Genomic DNA, 23,014 nt, shown 5'->3' on the forward strand with positions numbered 1-23,014 from the left:
TAATGATATTACTATTATACATTTTTATCTGTTATTTGCAAAACTAATTAGCCTTTACCTCAATTCCGAATTGTCTCAAAATCATCTTAACTATAACCCATGCAAGAACAGCTACAATTAAACCAACTATCGAATAAGTGAGAGCAGTTTGAGCAGACTTCGTTTTTGCGGCATCTCCAGCTGAAGTGATATAGCGAAATCCGCTAAAGATAATCATAGCAACAGATAAAATACCCACAGCCCACAGTAGAAAATTAATCAATATACTTATTAATCCACCTTCACCTGCAATGCTTTTATTTTCCATATCCGCCGTAGTAGCAGTTTTTATACCTTTCTTTACGACGCTATTAGCAGCTTGCGCGGAAACGTTTGTCGGAAGAGAAGCTACTGATATGGCTGAAAATCCAAACACCGAACAAGCTACAATTAACGCCGATAATATCATTTTTTTCATTTTTACTCCTTATTATGATTACTAGATTCATCATGTTTGACGGGCTTATTAAACCCATCAAACACAAAATTGACAATCGCCGAAGCAAATACAGAGACTATTAAGCCAACGACAGCATATAAAATAGTACTCCTAGCTTTTGCAGCCTTCTGAGCATCACCACTGGAAAGCGCAAATAAAATACCACCAATAACTATCATAATAATCGAAATAGCACCGACAGCCATAAGTAGAACTTCAACGATAGTTTTTATAATACCGCCCACTTGATCTCCGCCGCTATCTTTATTTTTACAATAGACAGAGTTTTCATTTTCCTCTGAGCAAATATTAATACCGTTAGCTGCAGATACCACTGGAGTAAACACACCAAGGAGACTAACCATCAACATTCCAGCTGTCAGAATTTTCGTAAAAATCTTCATTTTAAACCTTTCCTATAATATAACCTGTTATAGCAATCGCGTTAGCAATAATTACCAAACCGATGACTGCATATAGAATAGTATTCTTTGCGCTAGCCGTCTTAGCTGGATCGCCAGAAGACAGGGAATAGTTTATTCCAGCAATAATCACCATAATAACAGCCACGACACCAGCCACCCAGAGTGCCAAATTAACAAACTTCATAATATCTACATCATTATTCTGTGGCACACCAAGATCATCTGCCTTTCCTAATAATCCAGCAAAAAATTCCATATATCTCATTTTATACCCCTATCTTTGATGATATAAAGTTAACCAACGCAACAGAAGCTAGGGCAATAACCAGACCGATCGCGGCACTCATAATAGTTTTTCGCCCATGAGCAGCCTTATCTGGAGCGCCGTTACTAGTCATCATCAAGAAACCACCGTACATAATATACCCAACGGTCGTGTAGCCAATAAGCTGCAATAAATCATCAACGATATTAAGCACGATTTTCCAGATAAAATTTGCCTGTGAATCAGCGTCTGAACCAGGATCTTTAATAGAACAGTCGTCTTTCGTTAATCCGTCATACCACGGCTTCAATGTTAAAATTCTGCCTTTTTTATCACATTTATTACTTTCAGCAAAAGAAGTATCTGGGAAAGTTAAACTCGCCCCAAACGACCCTATAATCATTAAAGACATTGCTATTATAATTTTCTTCATCAATCGAAAACTCCTCCTGGAATAATAAAGTTAGTAATTGCCACCATAAACGCAAACATTATTATCCCAATAACAGTATTAGTCCAAACTTCACGCGCTTTTTTTATCTTATCTGGACTACCCTCAGAAGTGGTATATAAGAATGCCCCATATATAACAGCACCAACCGCCGCGACCAAAACTCCAGCGGTTAAGATTTTAATAACTTGCTTGATTATGTTGATAATTGCTGTGCTGCCTTCGCCGTCACAAGAAATAACAGAGGTTTCCGCGCCACCACATTTGGCAGCCAAAGCTATTCTGGGTATAAAAACACTTCCTGCGATTACTGTTGCGATAAATATACTGATTACAATATTTCTTTTTGTCATAAAATTTTCTCTTATACCTAAATTGTAAAATAGTCAAGCGAAAAAAGCAAACATTTTCCTTGAAAAGACAGAAGTAATCTGATAATATAAGGGATATTGATATGCGCTCGTAGTGAAGTTGGCCTATCACGCCTCCCTGTCACGGAGGAGATCGCCGGTTCGAATCCGGTCGAGCGCGCCACAGATAATTCACCCCTTGATAGGGTGTTTTTTTATGGAAAATATACCATTTTTATTGCATTTTTGTATAGTTTATGTTATGATATAGCCAATTGGACTGTAAGGTCTAAGGAATTTTTATAATAAAATATCTGACAATGTCAGAGGAAGGATCCCAAGCGTTATGGTTCGAAATCGTGAACAATTTAACCCAAGTGATTCAGAGATACAACTTTCAACTTTACTTAAAGAAAAGGCCTTAAAGGGCATCGCTACAGCGGCAGCATTGTTAGCTGCAGTAGCTCCACTGTCAGCCTGTGGTGAAAGCTACAGTGAGCCAACTCCAGATACAACATCCACGTCGCAAGAAACTCAAGATCCTACACCTTCAGTAGAAGAGACAAGCTCTCCATCACTATTAAAAACCCCAGAGCAGGTACGACAAGAATACAGAGAAGTTATGCCTCAAAAACCCGTAGATGTTGACGAAACGGCAGATAAGCTAAATAGAGGTGAAGAACCGTTAGAAACATTAACAGAATTTATTAAAAAACAAGGCTTTTCATTTCCGCATATAGACGAAAAAATCCCTACACTTCAGAATTGTATTTCAGTTGAAAAAAAAGATGCTGCAGATAAATTAGGCTCTCAAGTAGGGTCAGTAATTGCTGTGACAAGTATGTTGCAAAACCCAGAATATGGTCTTGACAAAACATCAGTAAATACTATTACCGATTCTATGGCAGAAACTTTTGTAGACGAGGATTATCGTCAAGGTTTTAAGGATTCCATGTATTACCTTGGAAAATCTATAGGATATAACCTAGATCATCCAGATGATGACTATCCCGTTCCTGCTCCTGTTCCAGGAACTCAAGCTTCTGCCGTTTTACAGGCAAAAGCTAGTGAAGGGGGGTGCTACGGAGCATGGTATCACGGCAAAGACTTGAGGAATCCCTATGGGACCGGTGCTGGAGATGTGCAAATCGATAGGTACGGAATTTTTGGTACTAATTTTTATCAGCTTGATGGGTTCAACAATTATTCAGGAGATGTTGAACCAGACAGTTTACTTAAGGCACTGGTTACTCACCACAAAAAAGGCGATAATCTATATGGCGACAATAGCCATAGCACCAATGCAAATCTAGGCGAAGGCGCATGGATAATACACATGGAGAACAGCTCCGAATTCAACTACAATGAAGACGGCAAAGAGACGACAATAAAAGTCCAAGATCAATAAAGTACTTATTTTGTATAATTATTTGCATAATCACCTTCATATATGATTAAATGAAGGTGATTATGTTTATGAGTGGGTACGATCGTAGAAACGTCTTTAAGAATATAGTTTTATATTTGTGCGTAAGCGCCTTATTTATATTACCAATTTCTACGCTATTAACCTCTTTACCTGCATTTGCCGCTGGGTATTTTGACGGTCTCAGTACTCAAGAAAAATATAAGTTCTATGTTTATGCGCGCGCATTAGATACATGTTTTGTCCGTGCGGGAAGTAAGGCGCCCAACAGCAACGTAGAGGAGCTGAAAAAGGGAAAAATATTTAATAACGTTGGCGACGGAGCTTACGTAGGAACTTTTCCAGGCTTTACAGGATACAATAACTCGGGAGGATATTTTGATTGCAACTCAGCTGAACTTATGAGTACAGCTGTTAGTCAATTCAATATACAGCCACAAGGAAGATCCTCCGCTGTAGAGGTATTGCTTTGCAAAATAGGATACAGGAGAGGCACTAACTACACCCTGTCCGAAGACGAATGTATAAATGGAAGTGGTGCATTTGGTAAAAAAAAGAAGTCTGCAGGAGGAAAAGATGATAGACAAGACGACGTTAACATATATTCAAAAGGGAAGATATTTGAAGTACTAACAAATTTATCAGGTTATAAAAATGGTATAGAAAACTCCGATCCTAGCATAAAATATCTTGTCTCAAGGTCCATGATAAAAGGTTGCGTAAAAGACGACAATCCTCAACCTCAACGACACAGCTCAAAAGATTGGGAAATACCAAATATAGATGGTAACGGAAATTTGACTAACTCATATTACCTACCTGGCGACGGGCAGGGTTATAATGTGGGTGGATCAAATAACCGTGAATGGCCACAGAAGCATTATGACGCAAATATTTCTGAATGGCAGTGTATGAATATATACCAGCGCCTAGTGGAGTCAGCGCCAAAGTATCAAGAAGCTCTAAAACAGTCAGCCACAGACACTGCATGCGCGGGGCTGGCGGGGGAAGAGCTAGAGGCCTGTAAAGACGGAATAGAACATAAGGGTGATTCTGAATACTGCAAAACAAAATACAAGAGTGACGACAAAAAACTAAACGCCTGTAAGCAAGGTCAGTCTGCAAAGGTGGAGAATCCTGACGCGTCAGACAAAGAAGATAAAAAGGACTGCGGAGATGTGCTGGATAGCGGACTATTGGGATATTTTATATGTCCAGTGATAAACGTCGCTATTAGTTTTGCGGATGGGGCTTGGTCTATTTTTGAATTTCTTCTAATCAACAACCCCCTTGATAGAAGTGGAGCCTATTACGACTCGTGGACAAAGGTGCGCGATTTAGCTAACGCTATATTAGTCGTTATATTTTTAGGAATTGTTATATCTCAGGTATCAAACATTGGAATATCCAATTACGGTATCAAAAAAATGCTACCAAGACTTGTTATTGTGGCGGTAGCTATTAATATATCTTACTATCTCATGCAGGTGATAATTGATATTGCTAATATCACCGGTAAAAGTATAGACGGTATATTTAGTGGATTTGAATCATACTCTGGGCTTAAAGCAGCAAATGGATGGTCTGTATTATTAGATTCTATACTTCTTTCTGCTACCGTTGCTGGTAGTGTTGGAGTCACCTTAGCGGCTGGTGCAGTATTGGGTTGGCCTGCCATAATATTGTTCTTGGGCGCCATGATCATCCCAGCAATTATTGGAATTATAGCAGGCCTGTTAGCACTACAAGTAAGATCTATGCTTATTCCTATATTGGCTATTTTTTCTCCTGTAGCTTTAGTGGCTTGGGTATTGCCAAATACTCAAAAACTATTTGACAAATGGAAAAGCATGTTTACTGGATTGGTTTTTCTTTATCCTCTAGCATCTATATATTATGGCGGACTAAAGTTTGCAGCTTCACTCACGCTAGGAGAAGGGGAGTCTAGTAGCATACAGAGACTCATGGCTTTAGCTGCACTATTTATTGGAACATTTATGGTAGCTGTTATAGCTATAAAATCCAACTCAATCATGGGCAAAATCGTAGGTGGCATTGGTGGCTTTGCTAATAAATTGGGTGTTTCACGGCTTGGCGGATTAGTGTCAAATACAGCTTCAGGCATGATGTCATCTAGGAGGGCAGAGTTTTTAAGTAAGGGTATAGGTGGACGAAAAAATCCATTCACTATCGGCGCCCATAAAGCCATGAAGCGGTTCAGCGACAATAAAAAACTTCGTCAAATTGATCAAGCAAACTATGAAGCATACGCAGATAGAGGGTTCAAAGAATCTCTTGCCTCTGGAAAATATGATAGCAGACTGCGTAGCTTAGAATTGCCTGGATCAAAGGCGCGAATTCAAGAGATGACTCATTCATTAATTTCTACAGAAGTTAAAAACGCACAAATAAGTTTCGGAAATGCTTCCATACAAGAATTGAAATCTGCCTTATCTGATGCCATCAAAAACGGAGACGATGTAAAAGCTCGAGCCGCACAAAACATACTCTTGTCTAGTCGAGGTCCAGGGGGTATTGACGCACATAATCAGGCGATTAGTGAATCTGAAAGCTACATGAGCGACGACATGGGTGCGAAACTTAGAAGCAATATTCAAGAGTCTAATAGCAGTGTATTCGATAAGGACCCTGGATTACTAAAGTGGGCAAGCGGACAAGGCTCATCTATGGACGGTGCTCATAATGCGGCAGCGAGAGAGTCTATTTCCCTAGATAAATTTACTGGTATGACAAAAAGTTCCCAGCTTGATAGGATTAACGGTGGCGGTATAAGCAGTGACCAAGCGACAAGTGCAATAAACCCATCAGGATCAACTTTTTCTAAGCTTGACCCAGAAGTCGTTCAAGCATTAAATAAAATTGCTAATAATGAGAATAATAATGAGAATAATAGTAGTTCTGGGGGGGGAATAATTATTGCTACATCTCAAGAAGATGTAAGAAAGGCATTAGAGGATTCTAGACGATGAGGTAGCTAGACGCATGCTTCATACGCTCTCTCTTGACTTTTTCCATCAAAAATGCTAATATAACACCAGATGGAGTGGTTAATTTCCCGTAAGCAGCTTCTTAACAAGTGGCTGCAGTGGTTTGTATTGCTGATAGCAGGGATGCTGGTGGGCATTTTTCTTAATACCCTAACGCACTCAACCTCTGTTTATGCTGTAGATGCAGAATGGAGTGGTCATAATTTAACTTACAACAAAGAAAAATATACAAAGGTAAGTGATGATAAAAAGATCAAACAATTCAACCTACCTGATAATTCGCTTGTTTATGTTAATGAAGATAAGAATAAAAAAGAAACCAAGGTTATTTATTTCCCAGCAAACGAAATATCTTCGTTAAGTTCCGCAACTTACGCAGTTTATTCATTTACGCCACCGAACACCTATGAACAAACCAGTAACTCAACTATTTCAATTGAATCTCCCTCAGAAAATTCAACAGGTACTTCCTGTGATGTGCAGGGAATAGGGTGGATTATCTGTCCACTCTCCAACTGGCTGGCTGATGGCATAGACTATATGTACAGTGCGCTTCAGGAGTTCTTAAAAACTAAGCCATTAGAAACAACCAACCAAAATAGCGGAATTTATCTGGCGTGGGTCATTATGCGCAACATCAGCAACGTGGCGTTTATCGTGGCGTTTTTGGTGATTATCTACTCACAATTAACCTCTGTAGGAATTAGCAATTACGGCGTTAAGAAAATGCTCCCTAGATTAGTAATTGCGGCGGTGTTGGTCAACTTATCATTTACGATTTGTGCTATTTTACTGGATCTGTCAAACATAGCCGGCTACGCTTTCCAGGACGCTTTTATGGGAATTAAAAACACAATATCCACCGTAGGGGAAAATACAAGTACATGGACGTGGTCAGAAGTTATCAGTACAGCACTGTCAAATGGAGCGCTGGCGGTAGGAGCAGGATACGCCGTATCACTAGCACTTACTACGGAATTATTACCGATGCTAGTACCTGCCGCGACATTAGCTGGCTTAACTTTACTATTCGTACTCCTAATTATGGCGGCTCGCCAAGCACTTATTATTATACTAATTATAGTTTCACCACTAGCATTTGTTTGCTACTTACTGCCCGGAACAGAAAAGTGGTTTAAAAAATGGCGAGATTCATTCTTAACAATGCTAGTATTTTTCCCAGCATTTGCTGTAGTATTCGGTGGGGCTCAACTGGCGGGAATAATAATTATACAAAATGCCTCTGGCTCAAATGGCGCAATAATGCATATACTAGGCATGCTGGTTCAAATAATACCTTTGGCTATAACTCCTCTAATTATGAAGTTCAGTGGCGGAGTATTAGGTAAATTTGCTGGAATTGTCAACGACAAAAACAAGGGCTTATACGACAGGTCTAAGAACTGGGCTAAAGATCGCCGCGAAACTATTAAAAACAAGAAGTTGGCTAATCCCAATATGGCGCGATTCAACCCAAATCGTTTACGCCGTTGGGCAGATCATAACAGTAGATTACGTAAAAAAGACCTGGAAACTTCACAGAAAAATGCCGAGAATTCATTTAGAGATACAGCCAGGTATAAGAAGTTAGACTTAGAAGCCAGACAGGCTTCCAGGCGTGCAGATCTGTTATCCGCACAAGATGATAATCGCTACACCGAAGCTACACTGGGTCATGCACCAACTGATACGTATGGGAAGAGACCTCTGTACGATCGTGCTCTACGAACCGTGTCAGCTACCTATGCAACTCGACAAGATTTGAAAGCTCATCAGCAGCAAACTGCATTTATGAATGACATTAAAGACCTAGAAACCGAAATTGCAACAGCAGGTCTGATTAAGAATAATGCTCAACGTCAACAGCACAGTGAATTTGCAGAGCAATTGAAAAACAGCAAGGAACTTCAAGAGAAGGCTGGCGGCAACGTATTCAAAGATGCAAATGGCAATTTGATTGGTGTAAATGCGGCCTTAGCTTCAGCCATAGCAACCAGTCGTAGCGAATATGCCAAGTCTGTTGATGAAGCTCATCAGATTATGAAGCATTATAAGCTGAGCGCTGGGCAAAGACAAAAGATAGCTTTAGGCAATTCCGTGACGCTTTCAGATGGAACAGTACTGGATAGTAATAACATATTTGTACGTGAAGCCGCAATTGAGGAGCAGATTAAATACGGTACCGCAGCAGAAGTCGCCGAGCTTCTTAGCGAATTACCGCCAGAATTCTATTCTTCTGCAGCTTCAGCGCTAGCGGAATCTGGTGTAAGGAATAAGGCGTCCTTTATGGGAGGTAAGCTCATCGATGATATGCTGAAGGGCGATATTAATAACAGGGGAGACCTAATGAACCACTTTGCTGAATGGCTACAGGGCGGTAAATACAAGCCTGAGACCTTAGCGTCTACGGATGCTGATGCCGTTAAATTGTTAATAGAAGCTGTAAATAATACATCTATTATTACTGATAAGAAACGTCAAGATCTTAAGAAAGTCATCAACACAATTCTTACCGATAAGAGGTTGTCAGCTAATGCAACTGACGCAGCCAAAGAGGAATTTAAGAATTTCCTAAACATACTATAATAGCTGTGATTTTGATATAATATAAGCAGTATGTCGGTGTATAAAGTTCCTCAAGATGTCGAGGCGGAGGACAAACTGCTCGGGCCGTTTAGTTTCCGACAGTTTGTGTTCTTAATTATAGCTGTTATCGGAATCGCTATTGCGTACGGTTTGAGTACAATTTTACTACCTTTGGCAATAATTCCTGTGCCGATAATTTTATTCTTTGGAGCGCTAGCTTTACCGCTTAAAAAAGATCAACCGATGGAAGTTTATTTGGCAGCAGTCATTTCTTTTATGCTAAAACCAAAAAAGCGTCTATGGCAGCCTGATGGAATTGAAAGATTGGTCGAAGTTATCGCGCCAAAAGTCGAGGAGAAGACTTACGGTAATAATTACGATCAAGCCGAAGTTCAGCGAAGATTGTCATATTTGGCGAATTTGGTAGACAGTCAGGGTTGGTCAATTCGTGGCGTCAATAATCCAAATAGTTCAATGCGTGCCGATTTATTCAACGAAGGACAGGCAGCTAACGACATATTGGATGAAAATAGCACTACGGCACAAAATATCAATCACTTAATAAATCAGTCAGATGTTCGTAGGCGACAAGAAGTCATCCAAAAGATGCAAACAGGACAATCCGCTACGCCGTCTCCCGCGCAGCCACCGCAACCATCCCAACCAGATAATCCTGCTCCAGCCACACCGCTACAAATGAATCCGTACCCAACAATGCGTCAATCTGTATTAAATCCAGCGTCCGAACGGCCTGCCGCGAGCGCTCCGACTCAAACTCGACCGACACCCACGCCGCAAACTAGCGTAAACGAGGTGTCACCTGCTATAATAGAACTGGCAAATAACCGTGACCTCTCGATTGAAACGATTGCGCGTGAGGCAAATCGAATTCAGCAAGAAAATAAATTATCAGATGAGGAAGTGGTGATTTCACTACGTTAGGTGGGGTTTATGCAACCAGAGTTACAAAATCAACAATCTTATCAGCAGGTTCCGCAAACCAATGCGGCTCTTCCTAATGTCCCTCAGCAATCACCAGGGGCAATTGGTTCGGAACCAAATCCAACTGCGCCGTCTCCAGATAAAACCCCTGACGACAAAAAGCAAAAAGGACCAATTAGCACCCAGAATACGCTGCTTTTCTCTGAAATGCGCGAAAATATGATCATCATGAGCGACGGTAGTTTTCGAGCGGTAGTAGAATGTGAATCAATCAACTTCGACCTTATGAGTTCACGCGAAAGAGAGGGAATTGAGTTCAGCTATCAAAACTTTATCAACTCTCTATATTTCCCAATTCAAGTCCTTATCCGTTCACGCCGCGTGGACATTGGTCCGTATCTGGACAGATTGGCTGAAATTCGCCGCAATCAAGATAATATGCTCCTCAACGTCCTAATGGACGATTATATGGATTTCATTGATATTCTGGCACAAGAGGCAAACATTATGGATAAGAGTTTTTATGTTGTCGTTCCATATTATCCAGCTGGCGAGGAAAATGCCTTCAAGCAACAGACTAAGGGATTGTTCAATAGCTTCTTCAGCGGAAAAAAAGAGGCAACCGTAACAAAAATTGACCAAGTTACTTACACCAAAGCCAAAGATGAAATTAAAAACCGCATTGATTCGGTTATGAACGGACTATTCCAAATGGGCGTAAAAAGCTGGCAACTAAACACCAGGCAACTGGGTGAGCTATTCTACACTTCATATAATCCCGACACGTCGTCACGTGAATCGTTAGAGGACATTGACCCGAGCGAGCTTACGACCACTTACGTAACTAAGGGAACTGGTCCGTCACCGAGAGGAGGAAGGTCATAATGGCAAAGAAGAAATTAGATGCCGTTGATATTGCTGCTCAGCAACGAGCACGAGAACAAGCCGAAGTCGAACAGGCCTTCTTAACCGGTGTTCGAACTTTGCGTGATTTTATTGCGCCAAGTAGTATTGAGCTTCATTCCGACCATTTCCGACTTGGCTCAAAATACGGTCGCACAATGTATGTTTATGGCTATCCTCGTCAAATTTACACCGGCTGGCTTAGTTCGATAATTAACATCGATGAGGTGCTGGATATTAGTATGTTTATCTATCCAGTTGATACGCAAATTGTCCTGAATAACCTGCGTAAAAAAGTTACTCAGCTGGAAGCAACCATGAATATAAACATGGAAAAGGGAAAGGTGCGCGATCCAGGCTTGGAGGCAGCATTGCAAGACGCCGAAGAATTGCGCGATCAATTGCAGATTGGCGCCGAAAAGTTCTTCCGCTACGGCTTATATATTACGCTTTACGCCGACAGCTTGGACGAGCTAAACTTCATCCAGCATAAAATTGAAACTATTTTTGGCCAGCAATTGGTGTTCTCAAAAGTAGCTTCCAGCCAGCAGGAGCAGGGATTGAATAGCTCTATTCCACAATTGACCGATGAACTACAGATTCGCCGCAACATGAATACTGGCGCAATTTCAACCAGCTTCCCATTCACTTCAGCCGATTTGACAGACAATAAGGGCGTACTTTACGGAATTAATATGCATAATAATGGCTTGGTGATTTTTGACAGATTCTCTCTGGAAAACGCCAATATGGTCGTGTTCGCTAAGTCTGGTGCTGGTAAATCATTTACCGTTAAGTTGGAAGCTTTGAGAAGCATGATGGTTGGGGCTGATATTGTGATTATTGACCCAGAAAATGAGTACCAAAAACTATGTGACGCGGTTGGTGGCAGTTATATTCGATTGAGTTTAAGTAGTGACACGAGGATCAATCCGTTTGATTTGCCGCGTGTTATTGACACTGATGAAGCAGATGACGCACTGCGAGCTAACTTGGTTACGTTACACGGACTACTCAGGCAAATGCTAGGCGGTGCAGGAGTAGGAGCCGGCGGGCAAGTCGTAGCAGGACTATCACCAGCAGAAGAAGCTGATATTGATCAAGCATTGATTGACACTTACGCACGTGTTGGTATTACTTCAGACCCATTGACGCACAATTCTACGCCACCAACAATTTCTGACTTATACGACACTTTGCTTCATATGGGCGGAACTGGACCAAGTCTGGCTCAGCGACTCCGTAAGTTTACCTCTGGAACGTTTGCGGGAATATTTTCACAACAGAGTAATATTGATATTAATAATAATATGGTCGTCTTTAACATTCGCGACTTGGAAGATGAGCTGCGACCAACGGCGATGTATATTGTTCTGAACCACATCTGGAATATTACGCGTACCGACCAGAGGAAACGTATGCTGATTGTTGACGAGGCTTGGCAATTAATGAAATATGACGATTCCGCCAACTTCTTATTCTCATTAGCCAAGCGCGCCCGCAAATATCAATTAGGCTTAACGACGATCACGCAGGATGTGGAAGACTTCGTCGGAAGTAAAATGGGGCGAGCAATCGTTTCCAACTCCTCAATGCAACTACTTTTGAAGCAGTCTGCCAGCGCCGTTGATGTTTTGGCGCAAGTGTTTAAATTGACAGATGAAGAGCAGAAACGACTAGCTAATTTCCCGGTTGGACAAGGTTTATTCTTTGCTGGACAAAATCATGTTCACATTCAGATTCAGGCTAGCGATACCGAATATAATTTGATCAATACAAATCCCGTATCACAACAAATAAAACCGTCAGATTCACCAATCGGCGGCTATGGAGCGGTGTAGAAAAATAGCGAGAAAATATGGCACGAGTTGATTATACGACGGATTCCGAAACTGACAGCAGATTAAATCCTGCTGAGCAGGCTAAGTTTGATCAAATCTCGGCTGGTTCTGACAGTGGGTCAGAGTTAAATGCTCGCGAAAGAGGTGTCATAGATGACCTTAAATCTCAGTTTGATAATAAAGATTCGGATTTGAATCCTAATCAAAACGATTCCGCCAGCGCTGCCGTTAATGACCAAGAATCTTCTGTTCCAGGCAACGGTTTTTATCAGCCGTCTGCCGGGAAGAAGAAAAGTCCAGTAACATTCAAGTCTTTACTGAAAAAACGCGGACCAATTGCAGCTATTGCCGGAATATTGGGACTGGGCGGTGGAATTCTGGGAATATTCCTTAGTCCAGCAACAATGTTACAAAATATAATGGAAAGCTTAACCTGGAAGAACGACTCCGCCACACCCTCTAAAATATCCAGAATTAAACAGGTTATGAACGGATTCCTGGATTCTAAAGATGGTCCAGGAATCTGTGCTAATAGTAGTAAGAAGATAAGATGTAGAACAGGAAAGTTGTCCTATAAAGCATTAACGAAGTTCAATAAATCGGGAATTATTCCAGTCGACGCTGACGGCAATGAAATGAAGCTGAAGAAAACTGGTTATCCAGAAAAAAATCCAACCCATTGGAAGGTGGAAGGATTAAACGATGGGAAACCTATTGAGTCGTCGAAATTAAAAGACGAATTGCTGAAGAAAGAGAATCGTAAAATTGCCAGTAAAGTCTATGGCAGAACTGGCTTATTTAAAATGCGTTTCCGCTCCTGGACTGGAAAACATATAAGTAAGCTCTACAAGAAATTTGGTCTTAAAAGAAATAGTGCAATTTCAAAAATTGACAAAAAACTCGGAGTAAAAGAAAAGGCAAATAAACTTAAAGAAAAATTACCAGGCTTTAACGACGACAAGGCTATCGGTGGAATCAATGAAAGAGTTACAAAATCAACAGAGAAACTAAAAAAAGGCGGGCTAGTATACGTCGCAGCAGCAGGAATATGCCTTGCACTAAAACTTCCCAACATCATCGCATCAGGAGTAGCAGCAATTCAGCTAGTGCCTTTATTAGGGCTAGTTATGGATGTAATATTATCTCCTGGTTCACAAGCTAAGGCTTCTGGACTCGACTCTAGTGGCAGTGGATTCTCTCAAGAAACGATGGAAACCATCGGCACTATGTTAACCGAAAGAGGAAAGATGAAAGGGTCCGATAACGCCGAAGGATCGGCATTGGATTCTCCGTATTTACTAGCAGCAATGGGCGTAAATAACGACAAGCCTGGAATTGCAAAAAACTACATTCCAGGATATTCAGTGGCTACAAATCCTATAGTTCGCACTCTCAATTCCGCCGAAGAGGCTAGCGAACCAGTGTGCAATTATATACTAAGTCCAGTTGCTATGTATACTTCTCAATTAGTAGACCTAGCAGTAGAAGCTACTGGGGCAGCCAGTTTTGGATTAACATCATTAGCAAACTGGATTGCAAAAAAGACATTAGCCACAGTAACCACAGAACTACTTAAGTATGCCGTTGGCGATACCGTAAAGAGAGTCCTCAAAGAATTGGCAGTAAGTATGCTTACATCAAATAATGCTCAGTATAAGGATTTGGGTGATGCACTTGGCGTTGGAGCGGCAGCGTTCTTTGCAAGCGGATCTATGGGACAGATGTTGCCAGGACTTAAAATGAGTCAATTGGCAGAATTCAATGGAATCCAAATAGCAAACGAAGAATTCCAAAAAGAAATGGATATTGCTTCATTAAGCCCATTTGATACGTCCAGTAGATATACATTCTTGGGCAGTATATTCCATAATATGGGCAATATGATGATGGCTAATGGGACTTATAGTAAAACTCCAGTAGCAATGCTATCTAATATTCTCAGGCTACCTTCTATGGCATTATCTTATTCATCCACCGCAAAAGCAGCAAGCGGTATGTATTCTGATAAATATTGCGGATATGCAAAAGACTTTTCTATGGGCAGCGGATCATCGGAAGATCCAGCCGTGAACATGGCAGGATTACCGTGTACTGGCATAACCAACAGCCAGGCAAACATGTCAGTAGAGGAGGCTATTCAAATTGCCGAAGATGAAGGATGGATACAGAAAGATATGGACATTCCAGATGGCGCAGATATATCCGATCTCATGAATAATGGATACATAGTTAAAGACACTCCTCTTCATGACTTTGTAGAAGACTGTGGAGATGCTAGCACCGGAAGTTATTGGTTTAGCAATGGCGGGTGTACAGCGCCATCAGATTCAACACGTGTCGCAAAAATTACTGAAAAAACATATAAAGATGAAGAAGGGAAAGATATTACCAATGAGTCATTTGGAACTGAAAATTCCGCTAAGCAATACGACGATAGAAAGCTTTCCGCAATGTCAGTATTGCTAATTGACTTCCAAATTGCCCAATCAATCAATGGCGAAGACGACGAAGAAGACGCTCCTTCAACCACGACTAAAACTCCAGACAATGGCGAGGCGGTTGGTGAGCCGCAATTAGAAGAAGCACAGGCTAAGTGGGGTAGCTACGAAAATGGTAAAATTCCAGACTCAGAACTACAAGCTCTATCTTTTTCACCAGGCAATAAAATGAATAAGAAAGCTGCAGCGGCCATGGAAGAAATGAACAAAGCGTATAAAGCAGATAACGGGTCAGACTTAACAATTAATGAAGCGTATCGAGATTGTGCAACGCAAATTAGATATAGTAAAGAGCTAGGATCAAGAGCAGCTCCAGCTCCTCCGTGCGTATCAAACCACGGATGGGGACTTGCCGTGGATATTGAAGTTGGTCCATTTGGATCTTCTGCATATAATTGGCTAAAGGCTAACGCCCACAAATACGGTTATGTACATCCCGCTTGGGCTGAGCCGGGTGGGAGTAACCCCGAACAATGGCACTGGGAATATGCGAGGAAGGTCTAATGAATAAAGAAAATAAAGTCATACTAATATCATCCGTATTATTTTTAATAAGCATTACGGCAACTTTCCTTATTATTAAAAACCCTGACAGCAATCAATACACAACTATTCTGTCATCATCCCAAAATACCAACGAAAACTCAAGTAGTCCAAATAACGCTCACGAGCAATCATCAGAACAGAAAGTTATCACCGAACTACTAAACTCTACTTCCAGCACCTACGGTAATCGTGAATTAAAAAAGTATTCAATAGTAAAAGAGCAGGGCGAATTTAAGTTGGTTGCACTAGAAATTTATAGCGAGAAAATCAAATCTACCTATAATATATATGCAATTCTAAGAAATAATTCAGTCATAACAGGCGTTAATGATAGAAAATCTCCAGACGCCTTAAAAAGTATTAGCGTTCCTGCAGATATTATAAACGAATATAAAAGGAACCAGTCTGATGTATAAAAAGTTGTCTATCGCTCTTTGCTTTGCTATATCTTTTGCTATTACTATACAACCAGTATCTTTAGCGGCAGGATATCCCGATTCATACGTAACAAACGATATTCTTTGGTATAAAGAAAATGATTCAACAACTTGTTCCGGATCATCTTCTAACGGAGTATCAGGATCTGATAATCAAGAAAAGATTTGGGGATATCTACGCAACGCAGGATTAAGCGCCGAACAAACAGCTGGCGTGATGGCTAATATTCAGGCAGAGTCAGGATTTAGTCCTACCAGACACGAAGTAGGTCAAGGATGGGGGTCTGGTGGTTGGGGACTCGCCCAGTGGACGTTCGGAAGGCGAACGCTTATAGCTAACAAAATACCGTCTGAGTTAAAAAAATATTACAGCCAAGAGTATGGTGGCACACCTAACGACAAGGGTATGGTCGATTCTATTCCAGTAGAAGACAATGACAAGCTATTGATCTTCGAATTAGAGTATTTAGTGCAAGAGGGGACAGAAAGACCCGTTACTGCTCGTGGATTTGGTACCGCTTCAAATTCATGGGAATTATTAAAAACCCTGAAGACAGTTGATGACGCCACTGTTTTTTGGCATGACGATTTTGAAAAGTCGGCTATGACAAAAGATGAAGTTAAAAATATACGCGGTACCGCCGCTCAAAAAATCTATGAAAGGTTTAATGGTACAGGCGGAAGTGGAGGAGGATGTTCTTCATCAAGTGGTGGCGGCGACTTTATTGACTATGTCAAACGTTATGCCTGGCCAGAAACAAAAGTTCGTACAGATAAAAAACCTGATTACGAAAAAGCTATAGAAAAGGCAAAAAGCGAGAACAGATTTACTGGCGGTACGTGTTATGGCGGCGGTGTCGATTGTGGCGCGTTTGTAACAACAATTTTGAACGACAGTGGGTTTGATAAAAATTACAACTATGGAGGTGAGGGCGGCAAAGCTGGACCGACTGGCGTACAGAGAGCGTGGGCAGAAGCCAACTGGCAAACTCTTGGCAACGGCAGTTCAATTAACGTAGCCGACCTTAAACCTGGGGATGTCGCCCATAGTCCAGGACATACATTTGTTTTTGTTGGTAACATAGACGGATTTAACTCAAATATAGCGTCCGCCTCATTGTGTGAATACGCCCCAAAGGCAGGCAACGAGAGCTTAACATCACCAAGCGTAACTTGGTTTAGGAAGAAATGATGAATAAAAAAATAATTAGCAGTATATTAATATTATTATCAGCCAGTACATTAGTATATGGCGCCATAACCTACGTAAATAGATATGACACCACTCCAATTTACCTACTAACCTCGCCCGATAAAGCTGAAATTACTACTGGCAATCAAAAATTTATCGGTTCGCAAGTCGTATATTTAAAACCAGGAACATACAATTTTAAAGCATCAAGAAGTGGCTTTAAAGATGAGAATATTAATGTCGAAGTAAAAAAGGGTAATCCGTTAAGGATAATTTTTTCACTCACACCCACGACAGAGAATGCTATTAAAGAATTACAATCTTCGTCCAAAACGTCAGAAATAGACAGAGCTACAACAGACAGACTTGCTAATGAACAAAAAAAGCTAGAATACGCCAATCCTATAATTAAAAAATTACCAATAAAAAACTTAATTTATTCAATTGGATATAAAGCAGACCCTAATCATAAGAATGGAGTTATCGTAGAAATCGATACCATAGAAGGATATAGAAATGCTGCTCTCAATAAGATTAAAGAGCAGGGATTTGATCCGTCAAAACTAAATATCACATTTAGAAACTACGCTAATACATTTACGGAGTAATTATGAATCGAAGGAATATTATCATCGGCAGCATTACATTGGCAATATTAACGTTAATATTACTAGCGATTATGTTCATCCAGCCAACACACACTATATCTATAACTTTCGACAAGGAAAATCTGTCAGCGAAAATATATCGCAACACAGGCAAAAGCACTTCCGAAATTACGTCGATAAACGGTAATTCTAAGATACAGTTATCAGACGGCAAATACATAATAAAGACGTCATCTAAATCTGGATCTATCAATGAGAATTCCACGGAATTTACCGTAAAAGGATCGGATGAAAATATATCTGTAAAAACTGAATATAGCCAAAAATTCATGTCTAGTAAAATAAATGAATATAGAAGTGATATTTCAGAGGTGTTATTTGCCAAATATCCAGAGTTAAAATCATCTTTTATACTTCAAAAAGAAATTATCCTAGGAAATAATGCTGACTGGTATGCAGCCAGTTATCAGAGAGACGTCATAGATAGAAATTCCGGCGATATCTACACTGTTATTCTGAAGAAAGAAAATAACAAATGGGTGATTAAAACTAAGCCACAAATAATCAACACTATATACAACACTAAAGATATACCAGAAGATATTTTATCAGAAACAGCCTCCAGATTATCTCCGTTTTCTACTAGCTCTTAAGCGGCATAATAATGTGTGTATAATCAGGATTTTTTACTTGCTCGCGAATTACGCACGGCGACAATTTACCATTGAACGAAAATACAATTTCATCCGCGTCAATAATATTCAAAACTTCCGTTAGGTAGCGTGAATTAAGAGTTACTTGACCATCTGCGGATATTTTAGCTGTTGCCTCTGAAGTGTTCTCGCCAAGCTCAGACGCAATCGAATGAATAGAAAGCAGGGAATTTTCCTCTGATGCGGTAATTGTAATTCCACCGCCAGATTCACGCGCAAATAACGCCGCAATTTTCGTAACTCGACTAAAATCAGACTTCTTAATAACAATCTCAGTTTCGGCGGTTGCTGGAATTAATTGGCGATAATCAGGGAATTTCCCGTCAATCAATCGACTAACAATTTCCATATCTCCCGTCTTAAAACAAACTTGAGAATCGTCAAAAAGAACCGTAATTTTCTTCTCATCACCGACACTCTTACTGACTTCCGCCAGAGTAGAAGCGGGAATAATAGCCGACACTTCATTGTCTGACTTTATTAGGCGCTTTTCTGCCAGCCTGTAGCCATCAGTAGCAGCCAAGTATAGCGACCCTTCATAATTATGCCAATAAACTCCCGTGAGCACCGCTCGCGTAACGTCAGAGCTGACAGCCAACTTCGTTTGGACTATGGCTTTCTTAAGATCCTCGACATCAATTTCATATTGCATAGCGGTTTTTTCGTCAATTGTAGGCAGCTCAGGATATTCATCAGCCACTACGCCATTGATAACTGATGAGAATTTTCCTGAAGTTATATGCAAATGTTCGTTTTTGGTTTCAAGTTCCACTGGGCCGCTTGGTAAGTTTGTGATGAATTCTGACACCAATCGGGCAGGGATTGTAATAGATCCATGATCTTCAATTTTCGCACCAATGTATTGAGTAGAAGCAATTTCCAAATTTGTTCCAGCAATCAATAATCTTCCTCCGTCAGTACGAAGTAAAATATTATTCAATATCGGCAGTTCATTACGACTTGATGCGATATCTTTGATTAGATTAAGTGCTTTTGCGAGTTTTTCTTGGGTGACTGATACTTTCATTATACTTTCCTTAATTTTTAATTAGTCTTAATAGTAATAGGTGCTGTGGAAACTGGGTAAAAAATGTGTTCAAACAGGGGTAGAGTGGCGATAAAATAGGTGGAAAACTCTGTGTGTTATTTGTGGACTTTATAGTGGATATTTGTGTATTATTCCACTGTCTGCTGACTTGTCGTTTTCTTTCCACAGATCTGTGTGTTGGTAAGTCGCCGCAAAAACACAACATCTGCACAGCTTTTCCACAATTAATGAACATATAATTTATCCTTAATGTCGTTAATTTGCTCGCGAATACTGACATTTGTAAGGCTTTCCTTGGTGATTTTTTCAATTGAATGCATAGCGGTTGTGTGGTCTTTTCGTCCAAGCTCTTGGGCAATTTTCGGAAAACTCATTTTCAGCTCACTACGTAGAAGAAACATCGCAATTTGTCTTGGCATCGCGATAAATTTATCTCGTCTTGATGAGCACATATCTTTTACATCAATATTATAATAGCGCGCCGTCTTATCAATTATTTGTTTGGCGGTTATATGTTGTGGTCTGTTGCGTTTAATATCTCCCAAAATTCCTTCAGCTGCCGCCAAATCAGGCGTGAAATTCTGCATTTCCGCATAAGCAAGCAGTCGATTCAAAGCGCCTTCCAGTTCGCGAATGTTCGTCTTAAAATTGGTCGCCAGATATTCTACGACATTGGAATCTAGTTCAGTGTTGCTGAGCTCGGCTTTCGCTTTAACAATAGCGCAACGAGTTTCATAATCGGGCATCTGAATATCAATCGCCATACCCCATTCAAATCGACTGCGCAAACGATCGGTTAGAGTAGGAATGCTTTTTGGTGGTTTGTCTGAGCTAATGATAATTTGCTTATTGTTCTGATGAAGGTCGTTAAATGTATGAAAAAATTCGTCCTGAGTTTTTTCTTTCCCGGCGATAAATTGCATATCATCGACAATCAATACATCGACATTGCGATATTTATCGGAAAAACCTTTTTTCTTGAAACGAATAGAATCCAGAAACTCGTTAACAAACGTTTCCGTAGTGATGTAAAGCACGCGCGCCGAAGGTTGTTTTTTAACTATCTCGTTACCAACAGCTTGCATTAAGTGAGTTTTACCAAGTCCAGAACCGCCGTAAAGATAGAGCGGATTATATTTTTCTCCTGGATGTGCGGCGACCGCTTGGCAAGCAGCATAGGCCAAATCGTTACTTGAGCCAACGATGAAGTTGTCAAAGGTGTACCTGGGATTAAGATTACTAGAATGAGATTTCCTCGATGGTAAAATCAGCGGCTTCGCTGTTTCTTGTTGTCCACTTTTATCAACTTCACGATTAACGCGCGGTTTTTTATTACTAGATTCGACGTTATAGGAAATAGACGGAGCATTGATGCCGTTGTGAGCCAAGGCTTCTAATATTTGCGGATGAAATCGCTTTTCAAGTTGAGTCCTAGCAAAAATATTCGGCGCAATTATAAGAACTTCTTTGTCGGAGATTATTTCCAATTTGGTATTTTTGAACCACGCAGTAAATGACGAAGACGATACAGTTACTTCAATCTCACCTAAAACACCCTGCCAAACCGCATGACTATCCACGAAAATTACTCCCTCAAATTCTGTTAACTGTCTTTACTATAGCAAATATGGGGAGTTTTCCACAAGTATAAACGGAGTAGAAATGGTAATATTCAAAACAGGGGTGGAGTTTTCCACAATTAAAATTCTCATCTGTTAAAACTGTGGAAAAATATACGCCGATAGTGGAAAAGTCATTGTCGACTTGCAAAAAGTACTGAAAGAATATATACTATTTGTTGATATGCCAAAGCGAACATTTCAACCACACACCCGACACCGTGCAAAGACGCATGGTTTTAGGGCACGAGTTTCTACCAAGGCTGGTAGGCTGGTTTTGAAGCGCCGCCGCCTAAAGGGTCGCGCTAAAATTGCTATTTAATTTTAATAGCTAAAAATTATCCCGTCGATGAAGGCGGGATTTTTTGATATAATTGTAAAGTATGTTACAACAATGTAATCGGTTTCATGGTCATGGCAGTCTTAAGTTTGTCTATAAAAATGGACAGGCGGTTCGTTCGTCTATAGCCACGATAAAATACGTAAAAAATCCGTATCGAAATCACAGCAGGTTTGCGGTTGTTGTTAGTAAAAAAGTCCTAAAATCAGCGGTGCGTCGGAATCGTATACGTCGACGTGTTTATGAAATTATTCGCCTGGAGCTGCCTAATATGAAAAATGACCAAGATGTGGCTGTTATTATATTTTCAGCGGAAGTTTTATCGATGCCACATAAAGACTTGAAGCAGACAATAAAGAATCTTTTCTCTCAAGCTCAACTGTATAAATAGGCGCTTTTTTGCTATAATTAAGACATGAGTTTTTTTGATGAGTTTATTGTTCGACCGATTTTAAATTTGCTAATGACTATTTATAGTCTGATTCCGGATTTTGGTGTTAGCGTCATTATCTTTACGATTATTGTAAGACTTTTACTTTGGCCGCTAATTAAGAAGCAGCTTCATCAAGCAAAGGCAATGCGTAAAATGCAGCCAGAGCTAGTGAAAATCAAAAAACAATACGCAAAAAATCCACAAATGCGTAACCTAGCGATGGTGGAGCTTTATAAAAAACACAACGTCAGTGCCTTTGGCTCAATTGGCGTTATGATTATTCAGCTGCCAATTTTGATTGCGATGTATCGAGTGGTGCAGATTTTTGTTTCCAGTCGCGCTGATCTAGGAAAATACGTTTATGATTTCATGAAAAATCTGCCGGTTGCTAATAATTTAGTGAATAATCCGGATCAATTTAATCAGAATTTCCTGGGAATTATAGATTTGACGCAACACGCGATATCAAAGAATGGAATTGTTGTTGGCTTGGTTATTTTGGCTGCAGTCGCGGCGTATTTGCAATATTTAACTTCAAAACAATTGTCGCCCCAATCCGATAGCAATCGTAAATTGCGTGACATTTTAGCTGAGGCTGGCGATGGAAAAGAAGCAGATCAGGCGGAAGTAAATGCTATTATGACGCGAAAAATGATGAAATTTATGCCAGTAATGATGTTCTTCGTGATTGTGTATTTGCCGGCAGCTTTGGCGCTTTATTTGACGACAGCTAGTGCCGTGGGATATCTCCAGAACTATATCATCTTCAAGCAAGACTCTAAAGAAATGCAAGAAATTGCAGATAAAAAATCATCCCAAAAATCTAAAGCATCGACAAAAATTGACAAACGTGTTAAAAAGGCTACAGAGGCCAGGGTAACTCGGATCAAGGCTAAGGATTAAGG

Annotated in this window: 21 protein-coding genes and 1 tRNA gene; 15 read left to right on the forward strand and 7 right to left on the reverse strand. The window is 40.3% G+C overall.

The window, feature by feature from the left end; translation table 11 throughout:
- Positions 1 to 43 precede the first annotated feature (43 nt).
- Genes LRM42_RS02920 through LRM42_RS02940 form a run of 5 tightly spaced genes read right to left on the reverse strand, consistent with a single transcriptional unit; the run spans position 44 to position 1,972 of the window.
- Positions 44 to 457, reverse strand: coding sequence for a hypothetical protein (locus tag LRM42_RS02920; protein ID WP_243816676.1), 414 nt, complete (start codon positions 455 to 457; stop codon positions 44 to 46).
- Positions 458 to 459: 2 nt separating this feature from the next.
- Entirely contained in the window at positions 460 to 882 is a 423-nt protein-coding gene (locus tag LRM42_RS02925) for a pilin (protein ID WP_243816677.1), read from the reverse strand.
- Between the two features lies 1 nt (position 883).
- Complete coding sequence (locus tag LRM42_RS02930; protein ID WP_243816678.1) at positions 884 to 1,159, reverse strand: pilin; 276 nt, start codon at positions 1,157 to 1,159, stop codon at positions 884 to 886.
- Between the two features lie 10 nt (positions 1,160 to 1,169).
- A complete protein-coding gene (locus LRM42_RS02935; RefSeq protein ID WP_243816679.1) occupies positions 1,170 to 1,601 on the reverse strand; it encodes a pilin in 432 nt (143 codons plus the stop codon).
- Positions 1,601 to 1,972: a hypothetical protein gene (locus LRM42_RS02940; RefSeq protein WP_243816680.1), complete on the reverse strand. Its 372-nt coding sequence runs from the start codon at positions 1,970 to 1,972 to the stop codon at positions 1,601 to 1,603. The genes LRM42_RS02935 and LRM42_RS02940 overlap by 1 nt, the downstream gene beginning before the upstream one ends.
- A 103-nt stretch (positions 1,973 to 2,075) precedes the next feature.
- Between LRM42_RS02940 and LRM42_RS02945 the strand changes: the two genes are divergently transcribed.
- From LRM42_RS02945 to LRM42_RS03000, 12 genes are all read left to right on the forward strand, one after another.
- A tRNA-Asp gene (locus LRM42_RS02945) sits at positions 2,076 to 2,153 on the forward strand.
- 162 nt (positions 2,154 to 2,315) lie between these two features.
- The gene (locus LRM42_RS02950; protein ID WP_243816681.1) at positions 2,316 to 3,377 is read left to right on the forward strand and encodes a hypothetical protein; all 1,062 of its coding nucleotides are present in this window, start codon (positions 2,316 to 2,318) and stop codon (positions 3,375 to 3,377) included.
- Positions 3,378 to 3,427: 50 nt separating this feature from the next.
- Complete coding sequence (locus LRM42_RS02955) at positions 3,428 to 6,385, forward strand: MFS transporter (RefSeq protein WP_243816682.1); 2,958 nt, start codon at positions 3,428 to 3,430, stop codon at positions 6,383 to 6,385.
- A 69-nt stretch (positions 6,386 to 6,454) separates the two neighbouring features.
- On the forward strand, positions 6,455 to 8,989 hold the full coding sequence (locus LRM42_RS02960) for a type IV secretion system protein (protein WP_243816683.1): 2,535 nt from the start codon (positions 6,455 to 6,457) through the stop codon (positions 8,987 to 8,989).
- A 30-nt stretch (positions 8,990 to 9,019) separates the two neighbouring features.
- Positions 9,020 to 9,931: a PrgI family protein gene (locus LRM42_RS02965; RefSeq protein WP_243816684.1), complete on the forward strand. Its 912-nt coding sequence runs from the start codon at positions 9,020 to 9,022 to the stop codon at positions 9,929 to 9,931.
- A 9-nt stretch (positions 9,932 to 9,940) separates the two neighbouring features.
- Positions 9,941 to 10,816, forward strand: a complete 876-nt coding sequence (locus LRM42_RS02970; protein ID WP_243816685.1) for a TraC-like domain-containing protein — start codon at positions 9,941 to 9,943, stop codon at positions 10,814 to 10,816.
- The gene (locus LRM42_RS02975) at positions 10,816 to 12,675 is read left to right on the forward strand and encodes a VirB4-like conjugal transfer ATPase, CD1110 family (protein ID WP_129631974.1); all 1,860 of its coding nucleotides are present in this window, start codon (positions 10,816 to 10,818) and stop codon (positions 12,673 to 12,675) included. The genes LRM42_RS02970 and LRM42_RS02975 overlap by 1 nt, the downstream gene beginning before the upstream one ends.
- Positions 12,676 to 12,692: 17 nt before the next feature.
- Positions 12,693 to 15,677, forward strand: a complete 2,985-nt coding sequence (locus LRM42_RS02980; RefSeq protein WP_243816686.1) for a M15 family metallopeptidase — start codon at positions 12,693 to 12,695, stop codon at positions 15,675 to 15,677.
- Positions 15,647 to 16,135, forward strand: coding sequence for a hypothetical protein (locus tag LRM42_RS02985; RefSeq protein ID WP_243816687.1), 489 nt, complete (start codon positions 15,647 to 15,649; stop codon positions 16,133 to 16,135). The genes LRM42_RS02980 and LRM42_RS02985 overlap by 31 nt, the downstream gene beginning before the upstream one ends.
- Positions 16,128 to 17,348, forward strand: coding sequence for a phage tail tip lysozyme (locus tag LRM42_RS02990; RefSeq protein ID WP_243816688.1), 1,221 nt, complete (start codon positions 16,128 to 16,130; stop codon positions 17,346 to 17,348). The genes LRM42_RS02985 and LRM42_RS02990 overlap by 8 nt, the downstream gene beginning before the upstream one ends.
- Positions 17,348 to 17,956, forward strand: coding sequence for a hypothetical protein (locus tag LRM42_RS02995; RefSeq protein ID WP_243816689.1), 609 nt, complete (start codon positions 17,348 to 17,350; stop codon positions 17,954 to 17,956). The genes LRM42_RS02990 and LRM42_RS02995 overlap by 1 nt, the downstream gene beginning before the upstream one ends.
- Positions 17,957 to 17,958: 2 nt before the next feature.
- Positions 17,959 to 18,609, forward strand: coding sequence for a hypothetical protein (locus LRM42_RS03000; RefSeq protein WP_243816690.1), 651 nt, complete (start codon positions 17,959 to 17,961; stop codon positions 18,607 to 18,609).
- On the opposite strand, the gene dnaN is transcribed toward LRM42_RS03000, so the two are convergent.
- Together dnaN and dnaA are read right to left on the reverse strand one after the other, a co-directional pair.
- The gene (dnaN, locus tag LRM42_RS03005) at positions 18,599 to 19,696 is read right to left on the reverse strand and encodes a DNA polymerase III subunit beta (RefSeq protein ID WP_178143072.1); all 1,098 of its coding nucleotides are present in this window, start codon (positions 19,694 to 19,696) and stop codon (positions 18,599 to 18,601) included. The two genes, LRM42_RS03000 and dnaN, sit on opposite strands and share 11 nt — an antisense overlap.
- A 245-nt stretch (positions 19,697 to 19,941) precedes the next feature.
- A complete protein-coding gene (gene dnaA / locus LRM42_RS03010; protein ID WP_243816691.1) occupies positions 19,942 to 21,297 on the reverse strand; it encodes a chromosomal replication initiator protein DnaA in 1,356 nt (451 codons plus the stop codon).
- 223 nt (positions 21,298 to 21,520) lie between these two features.
- Between dnaA and rpmH the strand changes: the two genes are divergently transcribed.
- The 3 genes from rpmH (at position 21,521) to LRM42_RS03025 (ending at position 23,012) form a co-directional block, all read left to right on the forward strand.
- Positions 21,521 to 21,658 (forward strand): 50S ribosomal protein L34, encoded by a 138-nt coding sequence (gene rpmH, locus LRM42_RS03015; protein WP_129631950.1) that lies wholly within the window; start codon positions 21,521 to 21,523, stop codon positions 21,656 to 21,658.
- 61 nt (positions 21,659 to 21,719) lie between these two features.
- A complete protein-coding gene (gene rnpA, locus LRM42_RS03020; RefSeq protein WP_129631947.1) occupies positions 21,720 to 22,067 on the forward strand; it encodes a ribonuclease P protein component in 348 nt (115 codons plus the stop codon).
- A 24-nt stretch (positions 22,068 to 22,091) separates the two neighbouring features.
- Positions 22,092 to 23,012 carry a YidC/Oxa1 family membrane protein insertase gene (locus tag LRM42_RS03025; protein ID WP_243816692.1) on the forward strand — a complete coding sequence of 307 codons (921 nt, stop codon included), beginning with the start codon at positions 22,092 to 22,094 and terminating at the stop codon, positions 23,010 to 23,012.
- Positions 23,013 to 23,014 lie beyond the last annotated feature (2 nt).

Source organism: Candidatus Nanosynbacter sp. TM7-075 (assembly GCF_022828255.1).
Lineage (GTDB): Bacteria > Patescibacteriota > Saccharimonadia > Saccharimonadales > Saccharimonadaceae > Nanosynbacter.

Excerpts from the sequence above, each read along its gene's own strand:
- LRM42_RS02920 (WP_243816676.1), bottom strand. The coding sequence starts at position 457 with ATGAAAAAAATGATATTATCGGCGTTAATTGTAGCTTGTTCGGTGTTT.
- LRM42_RS02925 (WP_243816677.1), bottom strand. The coding sequence starts at position 882 with ATGAAGATTTTTACGAAAATTCTGACAGCTGGAATGTTGATGGTTAGT.
- LRM42_RS02930 (WP_243816678.1), bottom strand. The coding sequence starts at position 1,159 with ATGGAATTTTTTGCTGGATTATTAGGAAAGGCAGATGATCTTGGTGTG.
- LRM42_RS02935 (WP_243816679.1), bottom strand. The coding sequence starts at position 1,601 with ATGAAGAAAATTATAATAGCAATGTCTTTAATGATTATAGGGTCGTTT.
- LRM42_RS02940 (WP_243816680.1), bottom strand. The coding sequence starts at position 1,972 with ATGACAAAAAGAAATATTGTAATCAGTATATTTATCGCAACAGTAATC.
- LRM42_RS02950 (WP_243816681.1), top strand. The coding sequence starts at position 2,316 with ATGGTTCGAAATCGTGAACAATTTAACCCAAGTGATTCAGAGATACAA.
- LRM42_RS02955 (WP_243816682.1), top strand. The coding sequence starts at position 3,428 with ATGAAGGTGATTATGTTTATGAGTGGGTACGATCGTAGAAACGTCTTT.
- LRM42_RS02960 (WP_243816683.1), top strand. The coding sequence starts at position 6,455 with ATGGAGTGGTTAATTTCCCGTAAGCAGCTTCTTAACAAGTGGCTGCAG.
- LRM42_RS02965 (WP_243816684.1), top strand. The coding sequence starts at position 9,020 with ATGTCGGTGTATAAAGTTCCTCAAGATGTCGAGGCGGAGGACAAACTG.
- LRM42_RS02970 (WP_243816685.1), top strand. The coding sequence starts at position 9,941 with ATGCAACCAGAGTTACAAAATCAACAATCTTATCAGCAGGTTCCGCAA.
- LRM42_RS02975 (WP_129631974.1), top strand. The coding sequence starts at position 10,816 with ATGGCAAAGAAGAAATTAGATGCCGTTGATATTGCTGCTCAGCAACGA.
- LRM42_RS02980 (WP_243816686.1), top strand. The coding sequence starts at position 12,693 with ATGGCACGAGTTGATTATACGACGGATTCCGAAACTGACAGCAGATTA.
- LRM42_RS02985 (WP_243816687.1), top strand. The coding sequence starts at position 15,647 with ATGGCACTGGGAATATGCGAGGAAGGTCTAATGAATAAAGAAAATAAA.
- LRM42_RS02990 (WP_243816688.1), top strand. The coding sequence starts at position 16,128 with ATGTATAAAAAGTTGTCTATCGCTCTTTGCTTTGCTATATCTTTTGCT.
- LRM42_RS02995 (WP_243816689.1), top strand. The coding sequence starts at position 17,348 with ATGAATAAAAAAATAATTAGCAGTATATTAATATTATTATCAGCCAGT.
- LRM42_RS03000 (WP_243816690.1), top strand. The coding sequence starts at position 17,959 with ATGAATCGAAGGAATATTATCATCGGCAGCATTACATTGGCAATATTA.
- dnaN (WP_178143072.1), bottom strand. The coding sequence starts at position 19,696 with ATGAAAGTATCAGTCACCCAAGAAAAACTCGCAAAAGCACTTAATCTA.
- rpmH (WP_129631950.1), top strand. The coding sequence starts at position 21,521 with ATGCCAAAGCGAACATTTCAACCACACACCCGACACCGTGCAAAGACG.
- rnpA (WP_129631947.1), top strand. The coding sequence starts at position 21,720 with ATGTTACAACAATGTAATCGGTTTCATGGTCATGGCAGTCTTAAGTTT.
- LRM42_RS03025 (WP_243816692.1), top strand. The coding sequence starts at position 22,092 with ATGAGTTTTTTTGATGAGTTTATTGTTCGACCGATTTTAAATTTGCTA.